The sequence below is a fragment of the Telluria mixta genome (assembly GCF_029223865.1).
GTDB classification, from domain to species: domain Bacteria; phylum Pseudomonadota; class Gammaproteobacteria; order Burkholderiales; family Burkholderiaceae_D; genus Telluria; species Telluria mixta.
In genome coordinates this window covers 1,947,197-1,965,126 of record NZ_CP119520.1, presented here as the reverse complement: position 1 = coordinate 1,965,126, position 17,930 = coordinate 1,947,197, and the positions used below count along the sequence as shown (strand labels likewise).

Genomic DNA, 17,930 nt, shown 5'->3' with positions numbered 1-17,930 from the left:
TTTTTTTTCAAACGGACTGAACCTTTTCACAACGGCCGGTATTAACCGGACGATTTCCGCAGTAACAAGCTGACATGCCACCCATTGCCCTGCTGTCCCAGCACCTGGTCTGCACCGGCCAGCTCGTTGCGCCCGACGCCGCCGCGCTGGCGCGCCTGTTGTTGCTGGCGCCCGTGCTGGAGGAGTGGGTGGTGCGCGCCGGATTGCAGGAGTGGCTGATCCGGCGCACGGCGTTGGCGCTGCTGCCGGTGGTCGTGTCGGCGGCCGCGTTCGCGCTGCTGCACGTCGGATCCGGCCGGCATGCGGCGGGGCTCGTGCTGGCACCGGGACTGGCGCTCGCGCTGCTCTACCAGCACGGGCGCGACTGGCGCTGGTGCGCGCTGGCGCACTGCGGGATGAATGCACTGGCCCTTGGTGGCTGTGCCCTTTGAACGAATCTGGGAGTAACTATGATCGGGCTGCATAGAAGTGTTTATACCGTTCTCGCCGCGCTCGCGTTCGTCCCGGCCGTGCACGCGGCCGATGCGCTGAACGGCAAGAACCTGTACCTGAACGGGCCGACCGGTGGCGGCACGTCCTGCGCGTCGTGCCACGGGCCGTCGCCCGCCGCCAACGTCAACGGCATCCTCGCCGCAGCCAATAAACCGGACGTGATCAGCAGCGCCTTCAGCGCCAACAAGGGCGGCATGGGCACGCTGTTCAACGGCAAATTCACGACGGCGGAAATCGCGGACCTCGCCGCCTTCATCGGCAACCCGACCGTGACCGCCGCACCCGCGGCCGCCGTCAACCCGGCCTCGCTGAGCTTTGCGGCCACGACCATCGGCCAGTCGGCGTCGCCCCTTGCCACCACCTTGTCCAACACGGGCAACGCGGCGCTGAACGTGGGCACCTTGACCCTGTCCGGCGCGGCTGCGGGCGACTACGCCGTCAGCGGGGGCACCTGCGCCAACGGCACGTCGCTCGCGGCGGGCACCAGCTGCACCGTGCAGGTCGCCTTCAAACCCACCGCGTCCGGTGCGCGCGGCGCGTCGCTCGTCATCGCGCACAATGCGACGGGCGGTTCCAGCACCGTGGCGCTCTCCGGCACCGGCAACGCCGTCGCGCAGGCGACCGTCGCGCTGTCGGCTAACGCGCTCGACTTCGGCGCCCTCGTCGCCGGCACCGCGTCGCCCGCGAAGAGCATTACCGTCAACAACACGGGCCAGGCCGCGCTGACATTCAGCAGCATCACCGTCGGCGGCGCCAACGCGGGCGTGTTCACGCTGGGCGGCACATGCGCGACGGGGACGTCCGTCCCAGCCGGCGGCAGCTGCACCGTGACCGTGACGGCGAATCCGTCCGCCAACGGCGCGTTCAGCGGCAATCTGTCCCTGGCATCGAACGCGTCCAACGGCGCCGTGACGGTCGCCTTGTCCGGCACCGTGTCCGCAGCGGCACCGGCCGTCACCGCGAACCCGTCCGCCGTGGCATTCGGCACGCAGACGATCGGCGCACCGGCCGCGACGCAGACCGTGACCCTGGCCAACACGGGCAACGTGGCGCTGACGCTGAACGGCATCGCCGTCTCGGGCGCGTCCACCGTCACCATTGCCAATAAAACCTGCGGCACGACGCTGGCCGTGGGCGCCAACTGCACCGTGACCCTGGCGTTCGCACCGACAGCATCCGGCGCGGCCGCGGCCACCTTGGCCGTCACGTCGAACGCGGCGCCGCTGCAGGTGTCGATCAGCGGTACCGGCACCACGGCGCCGGCAGCGAAACCGGCGCTGTCGGAAGCGGGCCCCGTCGCCTTCGCGGACACGCAGGTGGGCAAGAGCGCCGCGACGCATACCATCACGCTGTCGAACGGCGGCACGGCCGCGCTGAAAGTGTCATCGCTCGTGCTGGACGGCGCGCAGGCGTCCGATTTCGTCCTGGGTGGCACCTGCGCGACGAATGTGTCCGTCGCCGCGTCAAGCAGCTGCACCATCGACGTCGGCTTCAAACCGACGGCCGCCGGCCAGCGCGCCGCGACCCTCGTCCTGATGACGGATGCGGGCAACCAGTTCACCGTCGCACTGAGCGGTACCGGCGTCGCCGTGCCTGTGCCGATGCTGACCGTGAATCCGCAATCCTTCGACTTCGGCGTGGCCGACGTCAACGGCACGTCGCCCACGCACCGCTTCACGCTGACCAATACTGGCGCCAACGCGGCCACGGTGACGGCCGCCACGTTCACGGGTCCGTACGCGCTGCAGGCGGATACGGGCGCCTGCGCGGCCGTGCCGTTCACCCTGCAGCCGGGTGCGAGCTGCGACCTCGTCGTGCGCTTCACGCCGGTGGGTGCGGGCGATGCCGCCGGCAGTCTCGCATTGGCGGCCGATGGCGGCGGCGCGTGGAATGTCGCGCTGACCGGCAAGGGCAATGTGCAGACCGTGCAAGCGCCGCAGAACGCGGGTGGCGGCGGCTGCTCGTCCATCAAGGACGGCAATGATCCGGTGCTGGCGCTGCTGGTCGTGCTGTCGTTCGGTGTGTTGGGCTGGCGTCGCTTAGTTGTCAAACCCTGGCGCAAGGAGGTGAGCAAATGAGCGCCCGGACGACGACGCGCGTATTGCGCATGGCACTGGTGCTGGCCGCCGCGCTGGAAGCATCCGGCGCCTCCGCGCTCGACAAGGGGGCGGCGGCCCCGGCGTTCGACCTGCCGGGCAAGGACGGCACGGTGCAACTGGCGAAGTACCAGGGCAAGCTCGTGTACGTGGATTTTTGGGCCTCGTGGTGCGGCCCGTGCCGCCAGTCCTTCCCGTGGATGAACGAGATGCAGGCGAAGTACGGCGCACGCGGGCTGCAGGTCGTCGGCGTGAACCTCGATGCGAAGACGGACGACGCGCGCCGCTTCCTCGCCGAGACGCCGGCCCGCTTCGCGATCGCATTCGACCCGGCCGGCGCCACGCCGCGCGCGTACGGCATCAAGGGCATGCCGAGCAGCGTCCTGATCGGACCGGACGGCAAGGTCCTGTACGAGCACGCGGGTTTCAAGGAGGCCGACCGCGCGGAGCTCGAGCAGGTGATCAAGAAAGCCCTCGGAGGTACGCAATGAAGGGTTTCGTTCTGATCGTGCCGGCGCTGCTGGCGCTGGCCGGTTGCGCCACCGTGCAGCCGTGGGAAAAAGGCAAGCTGGCCAAGCCCGAGATGACCTTCGGCGGCGACAAGCTCGAAACGCGCTACGCGGACCACATCTACACGAGCCGCGAGGCCGCATCCGGTGGCGCGGGTGTGGGTGGCGGCGGCTGCGGCTGCAACTGAGGAGACTCCATTGACGACATCCAGACAACCTCCCCAGGACCTGGCGGCTTCGCTGCTCGCCGCCGCGCTGCTGCTGCCCGGCGTGCAGGCGCTGGCCGACGAACCGCCGCAGGGCGGCAGCATCAGCCTGCGCTATCTCGACTACGCCGACCGCCAGAGCGGCCTCGATCGCATCCGCGCGCACTCGCCGTCGATCTCGGTGACGGCGCCCGTCGCCGGCGACTGGTCCATCGAAGGCACGCTGACGGCCGACGACGTGTCCGGCGCCTCGCCGCGCTATCACACGGCCATCTCCGGTGCCTCGCATATGCAGGACGAGAGAAAGGCGGGCGACTTCGCCGTCACGCGCTACTTCCGGCGCGGCACCCTGACGGCCGGCGCCGCGTATTCGACGGAGCACGATTACGTGTCGCGCGCGCTGTCGCTGAACGGTACCTTGTCCAGCGAAGACAACAACACGACGTGGGCATTCGGCGTCGCGGGCAGCCGCGACAGCATCGATCCGGTGAACCACGTCGTCGTCGATGAGCACAAGCGCACGGTCAGCGTGCTCGTGGGCGTGACGCGCGTGCTGACGCCGAACGACATCGGCCAACTGACGCTCACGCGTACGAACGGCGACGGTTACTTCAACGATCCGTATAAACTGTTTGACAACCGCCCCCGTTCGCGCCGCCAGAACACGGTGCTGCTGCGCTGGAACCACTTCGTGGACAGCACGGGCGGCACGTCGCGCCTGTCCTACCGCTACTACAGCGACTCGTTCCGCATCCGCGCGCACACGCTGTCCGGAGAATACGTGCAGCCGCTCGGCGGCGGCTGGAGCATCGTGCCGGAACTGCGCCTCACCACGCAGAGCGCCGCGTACTTCTATTACGACCCCGTGTACGACGGCACGCTCGGTCCGCCGTTCCCGCCCGGTTTTGCCAATGCCGATCCGAACCGGTTGTCGTCGCCGGACCAGCGCCTGTCCGGCTTCGGTGCCGTCACGGTGGGGCTGAAGGTCCAGCGCGAGATCGGCAAGCTGTGGACCGTCGACGTCAAGGTCGAAGGCTACGAGCAGCGCGGCAACTGGCGTTTGTTCCACGACGGCAGTCCGGGTCTGGCGCCGCTGCACGCCCGCATCTTCCAGGTCGGATTGACGCGGCGATGGTAGACGGCATCTACCGCTTTCCGTTCGATGCGATGGCCAGCCGTTGTGAAATCAGGCTGGCCGCGCCGGACGGACACGCGGCGGAAGAACTGGCGCTGGCGGCGATCGCGGAAGTGCGGCGCATCGAGCGCACGTATTCGCGCTACCGCGCCGACAGCATCGTCAGCCGCATCAATGCCGCGGCGGGGCGCTACCGGGTGGAATGCGACGAAGAGACGGCACAGCTGCTCGACTACGCGGATCACCTCCACCGCGCCAGCGGCGGCCTGTTCGACATCACGTCCGGCGTGCTGCGCCGCGCCTGGGATTTTCGTAAGCCGTGCGTGCCGCATGCCCGCGACCTGGCGCCGTTGCTGGCGCTGGTGGACTGGACGGCCGTGCAGCGCGAGGACGGTGCCGTCTACCTGCCGCGCGCCGGCATGGAGATCGACTTCGGCGGCTTCGGCAAGGAATACGCGGCCGACCGCGCCTGTGCGCTGCTGCAGGAGCGCGGCGTGCGGCACGGCTACGTGAACCTCGGCGGCGACATGCGCTTCATCGGGCCGCAACCCGACGGGCGTTTGTGGAGCATCGGTATCCAGGACCCGCGCAAGCCGGATGGCACCGTCGCCAGCATCGCCGTGAGCCACGGTGCGCTGACGACGAGCGGCGACTACGAACGGTTCTTCGACGTGGACGGCAAGCGCTATTGCCACGTACTGGATCCGCGCACGGGGATGCCCGTGTCGCATTGGCGCTCGGTGAGCGTGCTGGCGCCGCTGGCCGTGCTGGGCGGCAGCGTGTCGACCATCGCCATGCTGAAGGAGCTTGAGGGCCTGTCCTTCCTCGCCGCCAGCGGGCTCGCGTACTTCGCCATCGACAGCACGGGACAAGCGCATCACCACAGTATTTCAGGAGATTACGCATCATGAAGCAGCTCTTTCGATGGATGGCCGCGCTCATCCTGCTGGCCAGCACGCTGGGCCGGACAGCCGTTGCGGCCGACGATTTCCTGCCGCCCGAACAGGCGTTCAAGCCGAGCGCCGAACTGCGGACAGGCGGCATCGTTCACGTCACCTGGGCCATCGCGCCCGGCTACCACCTGTACCGCGACCGCCTCGTGTTCGACGCGCCGCAAGTCGGCGTGCCCGCATTGCCGGACGGCGTGCGCAAGTTCGACAGCAATTTCAACAAGGAGATGGAGACGTATGCCGGGCAACTCGCGGCCGACCTGCCCGTGAAGACGGATGCGAAGACGCCGTTCGTGCTGCGCGTGGGCTACCAGGGCTGCGCGGATGCGGGCCTGTGCTATCCGCCCGCCGAAGTCGCGTTCACGGTGGACCCGGCGGCGCCGGGTGCGCTGAAACTCGCGACACAGGAGGCGGCGCCCGCGCCCGCGCCCGCGCACGAAGACGACAGCTCGCTGGCCCAGCGCACGCTGCAATCGGGCAGCGCCTGGCGCATCGGCCTCGCGTTCCTCGCGTTCGGCCTCTTGTTGTCGTTCACGCCGTGCGTGCTGCCGATGGTGCCGATCCTGTCGTCCATCATCGTCGGCGAGGGCAACGTCTCGCGCAGCAAAGGTTTTATCCTCGCGCTGGCGTACAGCCTGGGCATGGCGCTCGTCTACACGGCGCTCGGCGTGGCGGCCGGCCTGGCCGGTGAAGGTCTCGCCGGCGCGCTGCAGAAGCCGTGGGTGCTGCTGACGTTCGGCGCGCTGCTCGTGGTGCTGGCGCTGTCGATGTTCGACGTCTACCAGCTGCAGCTGCCCAGCAGCCTGCAAAGCCGTTTGAGCTCGACGAGCGGCCGCATGAGCGGCGGCCGGTTCGCCGGCGTGTTCGTGATGGGCGCCTTGTCCGCGCTGATCGTGGGCCCGTGCGTGGCCGGTCCGCTGGCGGGCGCGCTGCTGTACATCAGCCAGACGAAAAACGTGTGGACGGGCGGCTGGGCGCTGTTTTCGATGGCGGCCGGCATGAGCGTGCCGCTGCTGCTGACGGGCGTCTCGGCGGGCAGCCTGCTGCCGCGCGCCGGCGCGTGGATGAACCACGTCAAGCGTGTGTTCGGCCTGCTGCTGCTCGCGGTGGCCATCTGGATGGTGACGCCCGTGTTCCCGGTCACCGTCGCGATGCTGCTGTGGGGCGCGTTCGCCGTGCTGTGCGCCGTGTTCCTGCGCGTGTCCGAACCCGTCGCCGCGGGCGCGGGACTGGGCCGATATGCCGGTAAAACGCTGGGCCTCGTGCTGCTGACGGGCGGCCTGTTCGAACTGGTGGGCGCCGCCAGCGCGGGCCACGACGTGCTGCAGCCGCTGGCGCATTTGCGCGGTACGCAGGTCGCCGCCGCGGCCGAGGGCAAGGCGCAGAAGTTCGAGCGCATCCGCACGCTGGCCGAACTGGATCGGGTGCTCGCATCGTCCCCCACGGCCGTGATGCTGGATTTTTATGCCGACTGGTGCGTGTCGTGCAAGGAGATGGAGCGCTTTACGTTCTCCGAACCGAAGGTGGAAGCGCAGATGAAGCAGGTGCGCCTGCTGCAGGTCGACGTCACCGCCAACAACGACGAAGACCGCGCGCTGATGAAGAAATTCGGCCTGTTCGGACCACCCGGCATCATCCTGTTCAAGCAGGGCAAGGAAGTGCCGGAGGGTCGCGTCATCGGGTTCATGGCGCCCGAACGGTTCGCCGAGCACCTGTCCCGCCACTTCGCGTCCTGACATCATGAAAAAACATGCCAAGGTCCTGATCCTGGGTTCCGGCCCGGCAGGCTATTCGGCCGCCGTGTACGCGGCGCGCGCCAACCTGGACCCCCTGCTCGTCACCGGCGTAGCGCAGGGCGGACAACTGATGACGACGACCGACGTCGAGAACTGGCCCGCCGATCCGGATGGTGTGCAGGGTCCCGATCTGATGCACCGCTTCGAACTGCACGCGCGCCGCTTCGACACGCAGATCGTGTTCGACCATATCCACACGGCGCATCTGCACGAACGGCCGCTGCGCCTGTCCGGCGACCAGGGCGACTACACGTGCGACGCGCTGATCGTCGCCACGGGCGCGTCCGCGCGCTACCTGGGCCTGCCGTCGGAGCAGGCCTTCATGGGGCGCGGTGTCTCGGCCTGCGCGACGTGCGACGGCTTCTTTTATCGCGGGAAGGAAGTCGCCGTGATCGGCGGCGGTAACACGGCCGTGGAAGAGGCGCTGTATTTGTCGAACATCGCGTCCAGGGTGACGCTGGTCCACCGGCGCGACCATCTGCGCGCGGAAGCGATCCTCGTGGAGCGCCTGCTGGCGCGCGTGGAAGAGGGCAAGGTGGACGTCCTGTGGAATCACACGGTGGACGAGGTGCTGGGCGATGCGGCCGGCGTGCACACGCTGCGCCTGCGGGGTGTCCGCGGCGGCATCCGCGTGCTGCCCGTGCACGGCGTGTTCGTGGCCATCGGCCACCAGCCGAATACTGGCATCTTCGCGGGTCAGCTGGAGATGGAAAACGGGTACATCGTGACGCGCGCGGGACGCAACGGCCTGGCGACCGCCACGAGCGTTCCCGGCGTGTTCGCGGCCGGCGACGTGCAAGACCACATCTACCGGCAGGCGATCACCAGCGCCGCCAGCGGGTGCATGGCGGCGCTGGATGCCCAGCGCTATCTGGAGAAATAAAGTAGCTTAGCTGGTGAGCGGCTTGTAGCGGATCCGCTTCGGCTTGGCGCCTTCTTCGCCGAGGCGCTTCTTCTTGTCGGCTTCGTACTCCTGGTAGTTACCGTTGAAGAAGGTGACCTGCGACTCGCCTTCGAACGCGAGGATGTGCGTGGCGATGCGGTCGAGGAACCAGCGGTCGTGCGAGATGACCATCACGCTGCCCGCGAATTCCAGCAGCGCGTCTTCCAGCGCGCGCAGGGTTTCGACGTCCAGGTCGTTCGACGGTTCGTCCAGCAGCAGCACGTTGCCGCCCTTGAGCAGCGTCTTGGCCAGGTGCAGGCGGCCGCGTTCACCGCCGGACAGGTTGCCGACGAGTTTCTGCTGGTCCGCGCCCTTGAAGTTGAAGCGGCCCAGGTAGGCGCGCGACGGCATCTCGAAACGGCCGACGGACAGCATGTCGGCGCCGCCGGACACGTCTTCGAACACGGTCTTGTTCGCGGCGAGGCTGTCGCGCGACTGGTCGACGAGCGAGACCTTCGCGGTCTTGCCGATGACGACTTCGCCGCTGTCCGGCTGCTCGACGCCCGCGATCATGCGGAACAGCGTCGACTTACCGGCGCCGTTCGGGCCGATGATGCCGACGATCGCGCCCGGCGGCACGGTGAACGACAGGTTGTCGATCAGCAGGCGGTCGCCGAAGGCTTTCGACACGTTCTTGAACTCGATGACTTCGTTACCGAGGCGTTCCGCGACGGGGATGAAGATCTCCTGCGTCTCGTTGCGCTTCTGGTATTCGTATTCGGACAGTTCGTTGAAGCGGGAAAGACGCGCCTTCGACTTGGCCTGGCGTGCCTTCGGATTCTGGCGCGCCCACTCGAGCTCTTTCGCCAGCGCCTTCTGGCGCGCGGATTCCGTCGCTTCTTCCTGTTTCAGGCGGGCTTCCTTCTGCTCCAGCCAGGACGAGTAATTGCCCTTCCAGGGGATGCCATGGCCGCGGTCCAGTTCCAGGATCCATTCGGCGGCGTTGTCGAGGAAGTAGCGGTCGTGGGTGATGCCGACGACGGTGCCCGGGAAGCGCAGCAGGAACTGCTCCAGCCATTCGACGGATTCGGCGTCCAGGTGGTTGGTCGGTTCGTCGAGCAGCAGCATGTCCGGCTTGGACAGCAGCAGCTTGCACAGCGCCACGCGGCGCTTCTCGCCACCCGACAGCACGCCGATCTTGGCGTCCCACGGCGGCAGGCGCAGCGCGTCGGCGGCCATTTCAAGCTGCAGGTTCAGGTTGCCGCCGTCGGAGGCGGCGATGATCGATTCCAGGCGCTCCTGCTCCTTGGCCAGCGCGTCGAAGTCGGCGTCTTCCTCGGCATACGCCGCGTACACGGCTTCCAGTTTCGCCTGCGCCTCGAAGGCTTCGCCCAGGCCGCTTTCCACTTCCTGGCGCACGGTTTTTTCCGGATCGAGCTGCGGTTCCTGCGGCAGGTAGCCGATGTTCAGGCCCGGCATCGGGCGCGCTTCGCCCTGGATGTCGGTGTCGATGCCCGCCATGATCTTCAGCAGGGTCGACTTACCCGAGCCGTTCAGGCCCAGCACGCCGATCTTCGCGCCCGGGAAGAACGACAGCGAAATGTCCTTCAGGATCTGGCGTTTCGGTGGGACGATCTTGCCCACGCGGTTCATGGTGTAGACGTAATTGGCCATTAGTAACGTGCTTCTATTTTGAAAATAAGGACGACAGGATACCGGAAAAAAAACCGGGGTCAGAGCCCGATTTTAGGAAATTGCCAAAATTCGGGCTCTGACCCCGGTTTGTGGCGACTCAAGCTTGTTTGGCCACCGGCTGCGGCCGATTCAGCAGGCCTTCGGCCGCGAACAGGGCCAGCGCGAGCCAGATCAGCACGAAGCCGACGAGGCGGTCTGGAGTAAATGCTTCGTGGAACAGCCATACGCCCAGCAGGAATTGCAGGGTGGGTGACATGTACTGCAGCAAACCGACGATCGACAGCGGGATTTTTCTCGCGCCCGCCGCGAACAGCAGCAGCGGGATCGCCGTGATCGGTCCGGCCGCGACGAGCAGCAGGCGCGTCGTGTTCGAATCCGTGTTGATGAAGGTGTTCTGGCCGTGTACGCTGAGCCAGACGACGTAGGCAGCCGCGAGCGGGAACAGGACCATCGTCTCGAACGACAGCCCCTCCAAAGCGCCGAGCGCGGCCGTCTTGCGCAGCAGGCCGTAGCCGCCGAACGACACGGCCAGCGCCAGCGCAATCCAGGGAACGTTGCCGGCCTGCCACGTCAGCCAGGCAACGCCCAGCGCCGCGACGCCGATCGCCATCCATTGCGTGCGCCGCAGGCGTTCCTTCAACAGCATCGAGCCGAACATGATGTTGACGAGCGGATTGATGAAATAGCCGAGGCTCGCCTCGATGACGTGGCCGTTGTTCACGGCCCAGATGTAGATGAGCCAGTTGACGCTGAGCAGCAGGGCCGATGCGACGAAGCTGCCGAACACGCGCGGCTGGCGCACGAGGTTCAGCCAGGCCCACTGGCGGCGCACGGCGAGTACGATCACGAGGAACAGCAGCGACCACAGCATGCGGTGCGCGAGGATCTGCAGCGGCGGCACTTCGTCGATGGCGTGGAAATACAACGGAAACAGGCCCCAGCACAGGAAGGCGAGGGCGGCGGACAGGATGCCGGTGTTCATGGGAGGCGTGATACGGGTGAACGGTCTGACATTATCCCTGAACGGACGCGGCCTTGCTGGCGGGTCCGGTTTTCCGGCAGCCGAGGCGTGCGCTCGGTCCGCTTCCATTGATGCAGACTTTGAGAGAATAGCGTCCGGGCAAAAGGACGCGCTCTTGTCTTTCCTTGTCAATTATTCTATTGTGCAACGCACCAGAACAACAAAACGGTGAAACCTTGACGGCAGAACATAAGAAAAGCAGCCTGGCAGGGCTGACGCTGGCGGCGGTCGGTATCGTCTACGGCGACATCGGCACCAGTCCGCTGTACACGCTCAAGACCATCTTCGATCCCGTCCACGGCCTGGCCCTGAGCACGCCGAACCTGCTGGGCATCGTGTCCCTGATCTTCTGGGGCCTGACGATGATCGTCTCGCTCAAATACGTCACGCTGGTGCTGCGCGCCGACAACCGCGGCGAGGGCGGCATCATGGCCCTGATGGCGCTCGCGCTGAACTCCGTCACGCGCACGTCGCGCTGGCACTACGTGCTGATGGTGCTGGGCGTGTTCGGCGCCACCATGTTCTACGGCGACAGCGTGATCACGCCGGCGATCTCCGTGCTGGGCGCGATCGAAGGTCTCGAAGTGGCCACGCCCGGTCTGGAAAAATACGTCGTGCCGCTGACGATCGTCGTGCTGGTGGGGCTGTACAGCGTGCAGCGCCACGGCACGGCCGGCATCGGCCGCTGGTTCGGCCCGATCATGGTCGTGTGGTTCGTGGCGCTGGCCGTCATGGGCGTCATCAACATCGTGCAGGCGCCCGTGATCCTGCATGCGCTGAACCCGCTGCACGCGTTCCAGTTCATGCTGCGCGAGAAAATGATCGCGTTCGTCGCGCTGGGTGCCGTCGTGCTGGCGTTCACCGGCGCCGAGGCGCTGTACGCGGACATGGGCCACTTCGGCAAGAAGCCGATCCGCTTCGCCTGGTTCATGGTCGTGTTCCCCGCGCTGGCCCTGAACTACCTGGGCCAGGGTGGCCTCCTGATCACGCATCCGGAAGCGCTCGAGAACCCGTTCTTCCACCAGCTGGGCAGCTGGAGCGTGCTGCCGCTCGTGCTGCTGTCGACGATGGCGACCGTGATCGCGTCGCAGGCCACGATCTCCGGCACGTTCTCGATGACGCGGCAAGCGATCGCACTGGGCCTGTTGCCGCGCATGCGCGTGATGCACACGTCGGAGAGCGAGATCGGCCAGATCTATATCCCGGCCGTGAACTGGCTGCAGCTGATCGTCGTGCTGCTGGCGGTCGTCGGCTTCGGTTCGTCGGACAAGCTGGCCGGCGCCTACGGCATCGCGGTGACGGCGACCATGTTCGCGACGACGATCCTGACGTTCTTCGTGATCCGTTACCGCTGGCACCTGCCGCTGTGGCTCTGCTTCGGCGCCACCGGCTTCTTCATGGTGATGGACATCATGCTGTTCTCGGCGAGCACCCTGAAGCTGCTGCACGGCGGCTGGTTCCCGCTGCTGCTCGGCGCGGTCCTGCTGACGATCATGCTGACCTGGAAGCGCGGCCGCGAACTGGTGTTCGAGAACCTGGAAAAGCACGCGATCCCGCTCGACGACTTCCTCCAGTCGCTGTTCGTGGCACCGCCCGCGCGCGTGGCCGGCACCGCCATCTTCCTGCGCAGCGAAACGGACGGCGTGCCGCACGCGCTGCTGCACAACCTCCTGCACAACAAGGTGCTGCACGAGCGCGTCGTGTTCCTCACCGTGCACATTCGCGAAGAGCCGTACGTGCCCGAAAGCGAGCAGGTCGAGGTCGTCCCGCTGGGCCACAACTGCTACCAGCTGAACGTGGCCTATGGCTTCAAGGACGAGGCCAACATCCCGGACATCCTGCGCCTGTGCGCCGCCAAGAGCCTCGAATTCGAGATGATGGAGACGTCGTTCTTCATCGCGCGCCAGACCGTGATCTCGGTGCCGGGGCAGGGCATGATGCCGTGGAGGGAGCACCTGTACGTCGCGATGCAGCGCAACGCCCGCACGGCCGCGGATTATTATCAAATCCCGACCAACCGCGTGATCGAGCTGGGCACCCAGGTCGAGATCTGAATTACAAAGGCATACAAATACGCAACAGACGCTTGCAGGACGGGTTGGTAAGGTTCGGTCTTCCACCGATCAACCATCCAATCTGTCCCGTAGGAGTCCCATGAAACTGTCCTTCCCGCTGGCCGCCGCCTTCGCCGCCCTCCTGAGCCTGTCCGCATGCGGCGGCGGTGGCGATTCGGGCAGCACCACCCCTCCCGTCGTCAACAATCCCGCCGCACTGACCAAGACCGACATCTCGATCGGTACGGGCGCCGAAGCCGTCAACGGTGCGCGCGTGCAGGTCAATTACACGGGCTGGCTGTACAGCGCCGCCGCCGCCGACTTCAAGGGCACCAAGTTCGACTCTTCGCAGCCCGGCAAGCCGTTCACCTTCGTCATCGGCGCCGTCGGCACCAACGAATCCGTGATTCCCGGCTTCGGCCAGGGCGTGCAGGGCATGAAGGTCGGCGGCAAGCGCACGATCCTGATCCCGAGCAGCCTGGGTTACGGCGCGGGCGGCGTGCCGGGCGCGATCCCGGGCAACACCGGCCTCGTGTTCGAAGTCGAACTGGTTAAAGTCTGCGGCAGCGCGGCCTGCTGATTCATTCGCGCAGCGCGCTAGCGGGACGGATCCGCACCGCCGCCAGTGCGTGGCGCAGGGTCGACACCAGCGCCACCACGCCCGCCACCAGCAGCGCGGCGACGAGCGTCCAGGCGCCGATCGGCGCACGCTCGGTGAAGGCGCCCAGCCAGCGCTGGATCGCCACCCACGCGAACGGTAATCCCAGCACCGCGCCGGCACCGACCAGCGCGGCGAACTCGCGCGCCACCAGTGTTGCGATCGCCGCGGGGCCGGCCCCATACAGCTTGCGCAGCACGATCTCCCGCTCGCGCCGGCGCACGCTGTACGCGGCCAGCACGTAGATGCCGAAGGCGGCGATCGCCGTCGCGATCGCGCTCGCCGCCGCCAGCAGCCTGGCCAGGCGCAGGTCGTCGGCGTAGAAGATGTCGGTGATCAGCGTTGGCATGCGCACCACGTCCACGGGCTCGTTGGGGAAGTAGCGCGGCCACAGGGCTTCGATGGCGCGCCTGACGTCATCGACGTTCCCGCTGCAGCGGACCGTGAACCCGCCCACGCGATCGTTCAGGAAGAACACACTCGGCTGCTGGCCGTCGCGTGCCGACCGCTGGCGCAGGTCCGGCGCCACACCCACGATCCGCTTCGGCCGGTTGTCGCCCGCCGTATTGGTCACCATCTGCCCGACCGCATCGCGCGGCGTGGGAAAACCGAGCTGGCGCGCGGCCGCCGCATTGATCACCACACGGTCCTCGTCGCCGAACTTGTCGAACGCGAGAGCAAACAGGCGCCCGGCCACCGGTTTGACGCCGTAGACGTCGAAGAATTCGGGACTCACCGCGTACAGGTTGATGTCGGTGGCCGTGCCGCCGGCGCGGCGCAAGGTGACGATGTTGTGGCCGACGCTGAACGGCAAGTGCGAGACCGCCACGCCCGCGACACCCGGCAGGCGCGCGATCGCGTCGCGCAGGGCGCGCGTGCGCGGATCGCGCATGTCGTTCGCGGCCGGGAACATCAGGAGCGGCGCGGTATCGAAGCCGGGATCGAGCGTGCTGGCGTAGCGCGTCTGCCACGCGACGGCGAGCGTCGTGGCGGTCAGGCCGATGGCGACGCCGAACTGCAGCGCCGTCAGCGTACGCCGGATCCACAAACCGCGCGCGGTCTCGCTCGACCCGCGCCCGGCCAGGGCGGCGGTGGCGCGCACGCGCAGCGCCGACCAGGTGGGATAGGCGCCGGCGGCCAGGCCAAGCAGTACGCCCAATGCCAGCGTCGCCGCTAGCGACACAACGTTGAACATGCCGTCCAGCTTGCGCTGTACCAGGTCGGCAAAGACCGGCAGCAGCAGCCACGCCAGCAGCAGGCCGAGGACCGTCGCGAGCAGGCAGACCAGCACCGACTCGGCCAGGAACTGGCGCGCCACGGCCGGCGCCGACGCGCCCAGCACCTTGCGCACGGCGATCTCGCGCTGGCGCGCCAAGGTGCGCACGGTGGCCAGGTTGACGTAGTTGGTCGCGGCCAGCAGCAGCACCAGCACGGCGACGGCACCCAGCCCGATCACGCCGTGGCGGTTGCCGTGCGGCGCGAACAGGTCGTTCAGGTCGGGCGCGAGGTACACGTCGGCGATCGGCTGCAGCCGGTAATCGATCAGGTCGCGCCCGCCCAGCGCCGCGACCTGCTGGGCATAGTCGCGCTGTACGAGCGGCGATGCGCGCAGGCCGCGCCGCAGCGCGTCCAGCACCGCGCCGGCGTCGGCGCCCGGCAGCAGCTTGAGGTAGACCCGGCCGGGCGAAAAGCCCCAGGCGACCCCGGCGAACCGGCGCGCGTCGGGCGGCAGGATCACGCCGCCCGTGCCGGCCAGTGCCTCGTAAGGCAGCGTGGTGGCGGCCGGCGGGTTGGCGACGACGGCCGCCACCACGTACGTCTGGCCGTCGCCCTGCAGCGTGCGCCCGACCACGTCGACGCGGCCGAATACCTTCAGGGCGGTGTCCGCCGTCAGCGCCAGCGCCTCCGGCCGCGTGAGGGCCGCGTGCAGGTCGCCCGCCAGGACGCGCGGCGCGAAGATCTTCTCGAAGTCGGGATCCACCAGCGCGACGCCGAAGGCAAGGGCCCGGCCGCCCGCGCGTACGTTGACGCCGCGGTCGAGGAAGGCGGTGGCGAGCACCTTCTGGCCGCTGGCCAGCGCCGCGTCGCGCGCGGGCAAGCTGGCGGTCGTGCCCCAGTCGTTGCCGAGCAGGGCGAGGTTCCAGCGCTCCTGCAACTGGACCACGCGCTCGCGTTCCGGCACGTGCTCGTCGTACGAGAACGAGTGCCGGACGAAGCCGAGCAGCAAAAAGCACACGGCGATGCCGACCGCGAGGCCGAGCACCACCACTGCGGAATATGCGGGCTCCTTGACGAGCAGGCGCCAGCCGATGCGGAAATCGCGCAGGTTCATCGTGTCCCCCTCATGCCGCCAGCAGCGCGTCGACGACGATGCGGCCGTCGAGCAGGCGCAGGGTGCGCGACGCCTGCGCCGCGTGCGCCGGCGAGTGCGTGACCATCACGACGGTCGTGCCCTCGGCGTTGATGGTGCGCAGCAGGCGCATGACCTCGTCGCCGTGGGCCGTGTCGAGGTTGCCGGTCGGTTCGTCCGCCAGCAGCATGGCCGGCCCGGCCACGAGGGCGCGCGCGATCGCCACGCGCTGCTGCTGGCCGCCCGAGAGCTGCGACGGCCGGTGCCCGGCGCGGTGCGCCACGCCCAGGCGCTCGAGCATGTCGCGCACGCGCCGCCGGCGCTCGGCCGCGGGCATGCCCGTGTATTCGAGCGCGAGTTCGACGTTCTCGAACACGGTCAATTCCTCGATCAGGTTGAAGCTCTGGAAAATGAAGCCGATCTTCCCGCGCCGCAGCGCGTTCAGCTTCGCCTCGCTCCAGCCGGCCACGTTGCGGCCTTCGAACCAGTATTCGCCGGACGTCGGCACGTCGAGCAGGCCGAGGAGCGACAGCAGCGTGGACTTGCCGCAGCCGGACGGCCCCGTGATGGCGACGTATTCGCCGGCCGCGATCTCGAGGTCGATGCGGTCGAGGGCGGTGGTGCGGACTTCGCCCGCCGTGTGGATCTTGCTGACGCCTGATAGTCGGAGCATGTCGTTCCTTCGTTGTTGATGTGATGTTGGAGGGTGCGGGTTACTTCGTCAATTCCAGCTGCCCGGCCTTGCCGAACGACGTGTAGCCGGACACGATGACGTCCTCGCCGGCGGCCAGCCCGGACAGGACTTCCACCTGCGTGTCGTTGCGGCGCCCGAGGCGCACCGTGCGCCGTTCGGCATGGCGGCCGTCCGGCGCCACCACGAACACCCAGGCGCCGCCGCCGTCGCCGGCATAGGCGCCCGGGGGCAGCAGCAGGGCCCGGGCCGGCTCGCCCAGCGTCAGCCGCGCGTCCAGGCCCTGGCCGGGGCTGATCACGGGCGGTTGTGCAGCCGTGAAGACCATCTCGACGGTGAAGCGGCCGTCCTTGACCTGCGGGTAGATCGTGGCGACGCGCAGCGGATATTTATCGCCGTCCTGGACAACCTGGCCGGGACGTCCCGCCGCGACGCGGCTGAGATAGAACTCGTCGACCTGCGCGACGAGCTTGAAGCGCTGCGGATCGTCGATGCGGCCGAGGCGCTGGTCGGGGCGCACCGTCTCGCCGACGAGCAGCCGGAAATCGGTCAGCACGCCGGCGGCCGGGGCGCGCACGGCGAGCGCGTCGACGGTCGCGTTCACGAGCTTCAGGCCTGCCTGCAGGCCCGCGATCACGCCTTCGATCTGCTGCAACACGCGTACGCGCACCTGTTCCTCGGCGGCGCTGCTGGCCCGTTCGTCGTGCAGCAGGCGGCGCTGCTGCGCGAGCTTGTCGGCGGCATCCTCCAGCGCGGCCGCCGACAGGAAGCCGCGTGCCGCCAGGCCGGCGTTCCGCGCATGCTGCTTGCGCGCCTGCTCCAGCGCGAATTCCAGGTCGGCCAGGCGGCGCTGGTGGTCGCTGCGGCTGGCTTCCTGGGCCACGCGCAGGGTCGCGAGGTTCGAGATCTGTTGCGCGTATTCGGTCTGGCGCGCCAGCAGTTCCAGGTTGCGCTGCGGGTTCGACAGGCGGAATAGCAAGTCGCCCTTCGCCACGTGCTGGCCGTCGTGCGCGATCACTTCCTCGACGCGGCCGGATTCGACCGAGTCGAGCACGATGGCGCGCAGCGGCTCGGCGCTGGCGCGCACGACGATCTCGTCGCGGAACACGCCGGGCGCCACGCGGGCGATGCGCACGTCGCGCGCCGCCACCTGCAGGCCGTGCGGCAAGGCCTGCCACGCCGCGAAGGCGGCCAGGGAGAGGGCGGCCAGCAGCGCGCCGGCGCGCAGAACGAGCCGGCCGCGCCGGACGGGTACGCGCACGTCCATGGCGGCGCCGGTGACGAGGTGGGGAGAAGGATTCGTGGTCATGCCGGCAGGGTTTGCAAGCGCCGTGCCACGCCGTTTTTGCCTGCGCCGGCACCGGTTTTACGGCGCGATTGTCCGGAACCGGACA

15 protein-coding genes are annotated in these 17,930 nt (G+C 68.1%); 10 read left to right on the top strand and 5 right to left on the bottom strand.

The genetic code is table 11. The features are described 5' to 3' along the window. Positions 1-74: 74 nt before the first annotated feature. Genes mrtJ through trxB form a run of 8 tightly spaced genes read left to right on the top strand, consistent with a single transcriptional unit; the run spans position 75 to position 8,067 of the window. The gene (gene mrtJ, locus P0M04_RS08670; RefSeq protein ID WP_259448484.1) at positions 75-431 is read left to right on the top strand and encodes a JDVT-CTERM system glutamic-type intramembrane protease MrtJ; all 357 of its coding nucleotides are present in this window, start codon (positions 75-77) and stop codon (positions 429-431) included. Between the two features lie 18 nt (positions 432-449). Further along, entirely contained in the window at positions 450-2,570 is a 2,121-nt protein-coding gene (locus P0M04_RS08665) for a choice-of-anchor D domain-containing protein (RefSeq protein WP_259448483.1), read from the top strand. Then, positions 2,567-3,079, top strand: coding sequence for a TlpA family protein disulfide reductase (locus P0M04_RS08660; protein ID WP_259448482.1), 513 nt, complete (start codon positions 2,567-2,569; stop codon positions 3,077-3,079). Before P0M04_RS08665 ends, P0M04_RS08660 begins: the two co-directional genes overlap by 4 nt. Continuing rightward, a complete protein-coding gene (locus tag P0M04_RS08655; RefSeq protein WP_259448481.1) occupies positions 3,076-3,285 on the top strand; it encodes a DUF4266 domain-containing protein in 210 nt (69 codons plus the stop codon). Before P0M04_RS08660 ends, P0M04_RS08655 begins: the two co-directional genes overlap by 4 nt. A gap of 10 nt (positions 3,286-3,295) precedes the next feature. Then, positions 3,296-4,441, top strand: a complete 1,146-nt coding sequence (locus P0M04_RS08650; protein WP_259448480.1) for a DUF3570 domain-containing protein — start codon at positions 3,296-3,298, stop codon at positions 4,439-4,441. Next, on the top strand, positions 4,435-5,349 hold the full coding sequence (locus P0M04_RS08645; RefSeq protein WP_259448479.1) for an FAD:protein FMN transferase: 915 nt from the start codon (positions 4,435-4,437) through the stop codon (positions 5,347-5,349). Before P0M04_RS08650 ends, P0M04_RS08645 begins: the two co-directional genes overlap by 7 nt. Next, positions 5,346-7,124, top strand: a complete 1,779-nt coding sequence (dsbD, locus tag P0M04_RS08640; RefSeq protein ID WP_259448478.1) for a protein-disulfide reductase DsbD — start codon at positions 5,346-5,348, stop codon at positions 7,122-7,124. Before P0M04_RS08645 ends, dsbD begins: the two co-directional genes overlap by 4 nt. A 4-nt stretch (positions 7,125-7,128) precedes the next feature. Beyond that, positions 7,129-8,067, top strand: a complete 939-nt coding sequence (gene trxB / locus P0M04_RS08635; protein WP_259448477.1) for a thioredoxin-disulfide reductase — start codon at positions 7,129-7,131, stop codon at positions 8,065-8,067. A 6-nt stretch (positions 8,068-8,073) separates the two neighbouring features. On the opposite strand, the gene ettA is transcribed toward trxB, so the two are convergent. Beyond that, entirely contained in the window at positions 8,074-9,741 is a 1,668-nt protein-coding gene (gene ettA, locus P0M04_RS08630) for an energy-dependent translational throttle protein EttA (RefSeq protein WP_259448476.1), read from the bottom strand. A gap of 118 nt (positions 9,742-9,859) precedes the next feature. Continuing rightward, positions 9,860-10,744 carry an EamA family transporter RarD gene (gene rarD / locus P0M04_RS08625; RefSeq protein WP_258851521.1) on the bottom strand — a complete coding sequence of 295 codons (885 nt, stop codon included), beginning with the start codon at positions 10,742-10,744 and terminating at the stop codon, positions 9,860-9,862. Positions 10,745-10,959: 215 nt separating this feature from the next. Between rarD and P0M04_RS08620 the strand changes: the two genes are divergently transcribed. Together P0M04_RS08620 and P0M04_RS08615 are read left to right on the top strand one after the other, a co-directional pair. Beyond that, positions 10,960-12,837 carry a potassium transporter Kup gene (locus P0M04_RS08620; RefSeq protein ID WP_259448475.1) on the top strand — a complete coding sequence of 626 codons (1,878 nt, stop codon included), beginning with the start codon at positions 10,960-10,962 and terminating at the stop codon, positions 12,835-12,837. A gap of 100 nt (positions 12,838-12,937) precedes the next feature. After that, a complete protein-coding gene (locus tag P0M04_RS08615) occupies positions 12,938-13,417 on the top strand; it encodes an FKBP-type peptidyl-prolyl cis-trans isomerase (RefSeq protein ID WP_259448474.1) in 480 nt (159 codons plus the stop codon). 1 nt (position 13,418) lies between these two features. On the opposite strand, the gene P0M04_RS08610 is transcribed toward P0M04_RS08615, so the two are convergent. From P0M04_RS08610 to P0M04_RS08600, 3 genes are read right to left on the bottom strand one after another with little or no spacing between them, the layout of a single operon-like run. After that, the gene (locus P0M04_RS08610) at positions 13,419-15,827 is read right to left on the bottom strand and encodes an ABC transporter permease (RefSeq protein ID WP_259448473.1); all 2,409 of its coding nucleotides are present in this window, start codon (positions 15,825-15,827) and stop codon (positions 13,419-13,421) included. 10 nt (positions 15,828-15,837) lie between these two features. After that, on the bottom strand, positions 15,838-16,518 hold the full coding sequence (locus P0M04_RS08605; protein ID WP_259448472.1) for an ABC transporter ATP-binding protein: 681 nt from the start codon (positions 16,516-16,518) through the stop codon (positions 15,838-15,840). Positions 16,519-16,558: 40 nt separating this feature from the next. After that, positions 16,559-17,845 carry an efflux RND transporter periplasmic adaptor subunit gene (locus P0M04_RS08600; protein WP_259448471.1) on the bottom strand — a complete coding sequence of 429 codons (1,287 nt, stop codon included), beginning with the start codon at positions 17,843-17,845 and terminating at the stop codon, positions 16,559-16,561. Between the last annotated feature and the right edge of the window lie 85 nt (positions 17,846-17,930).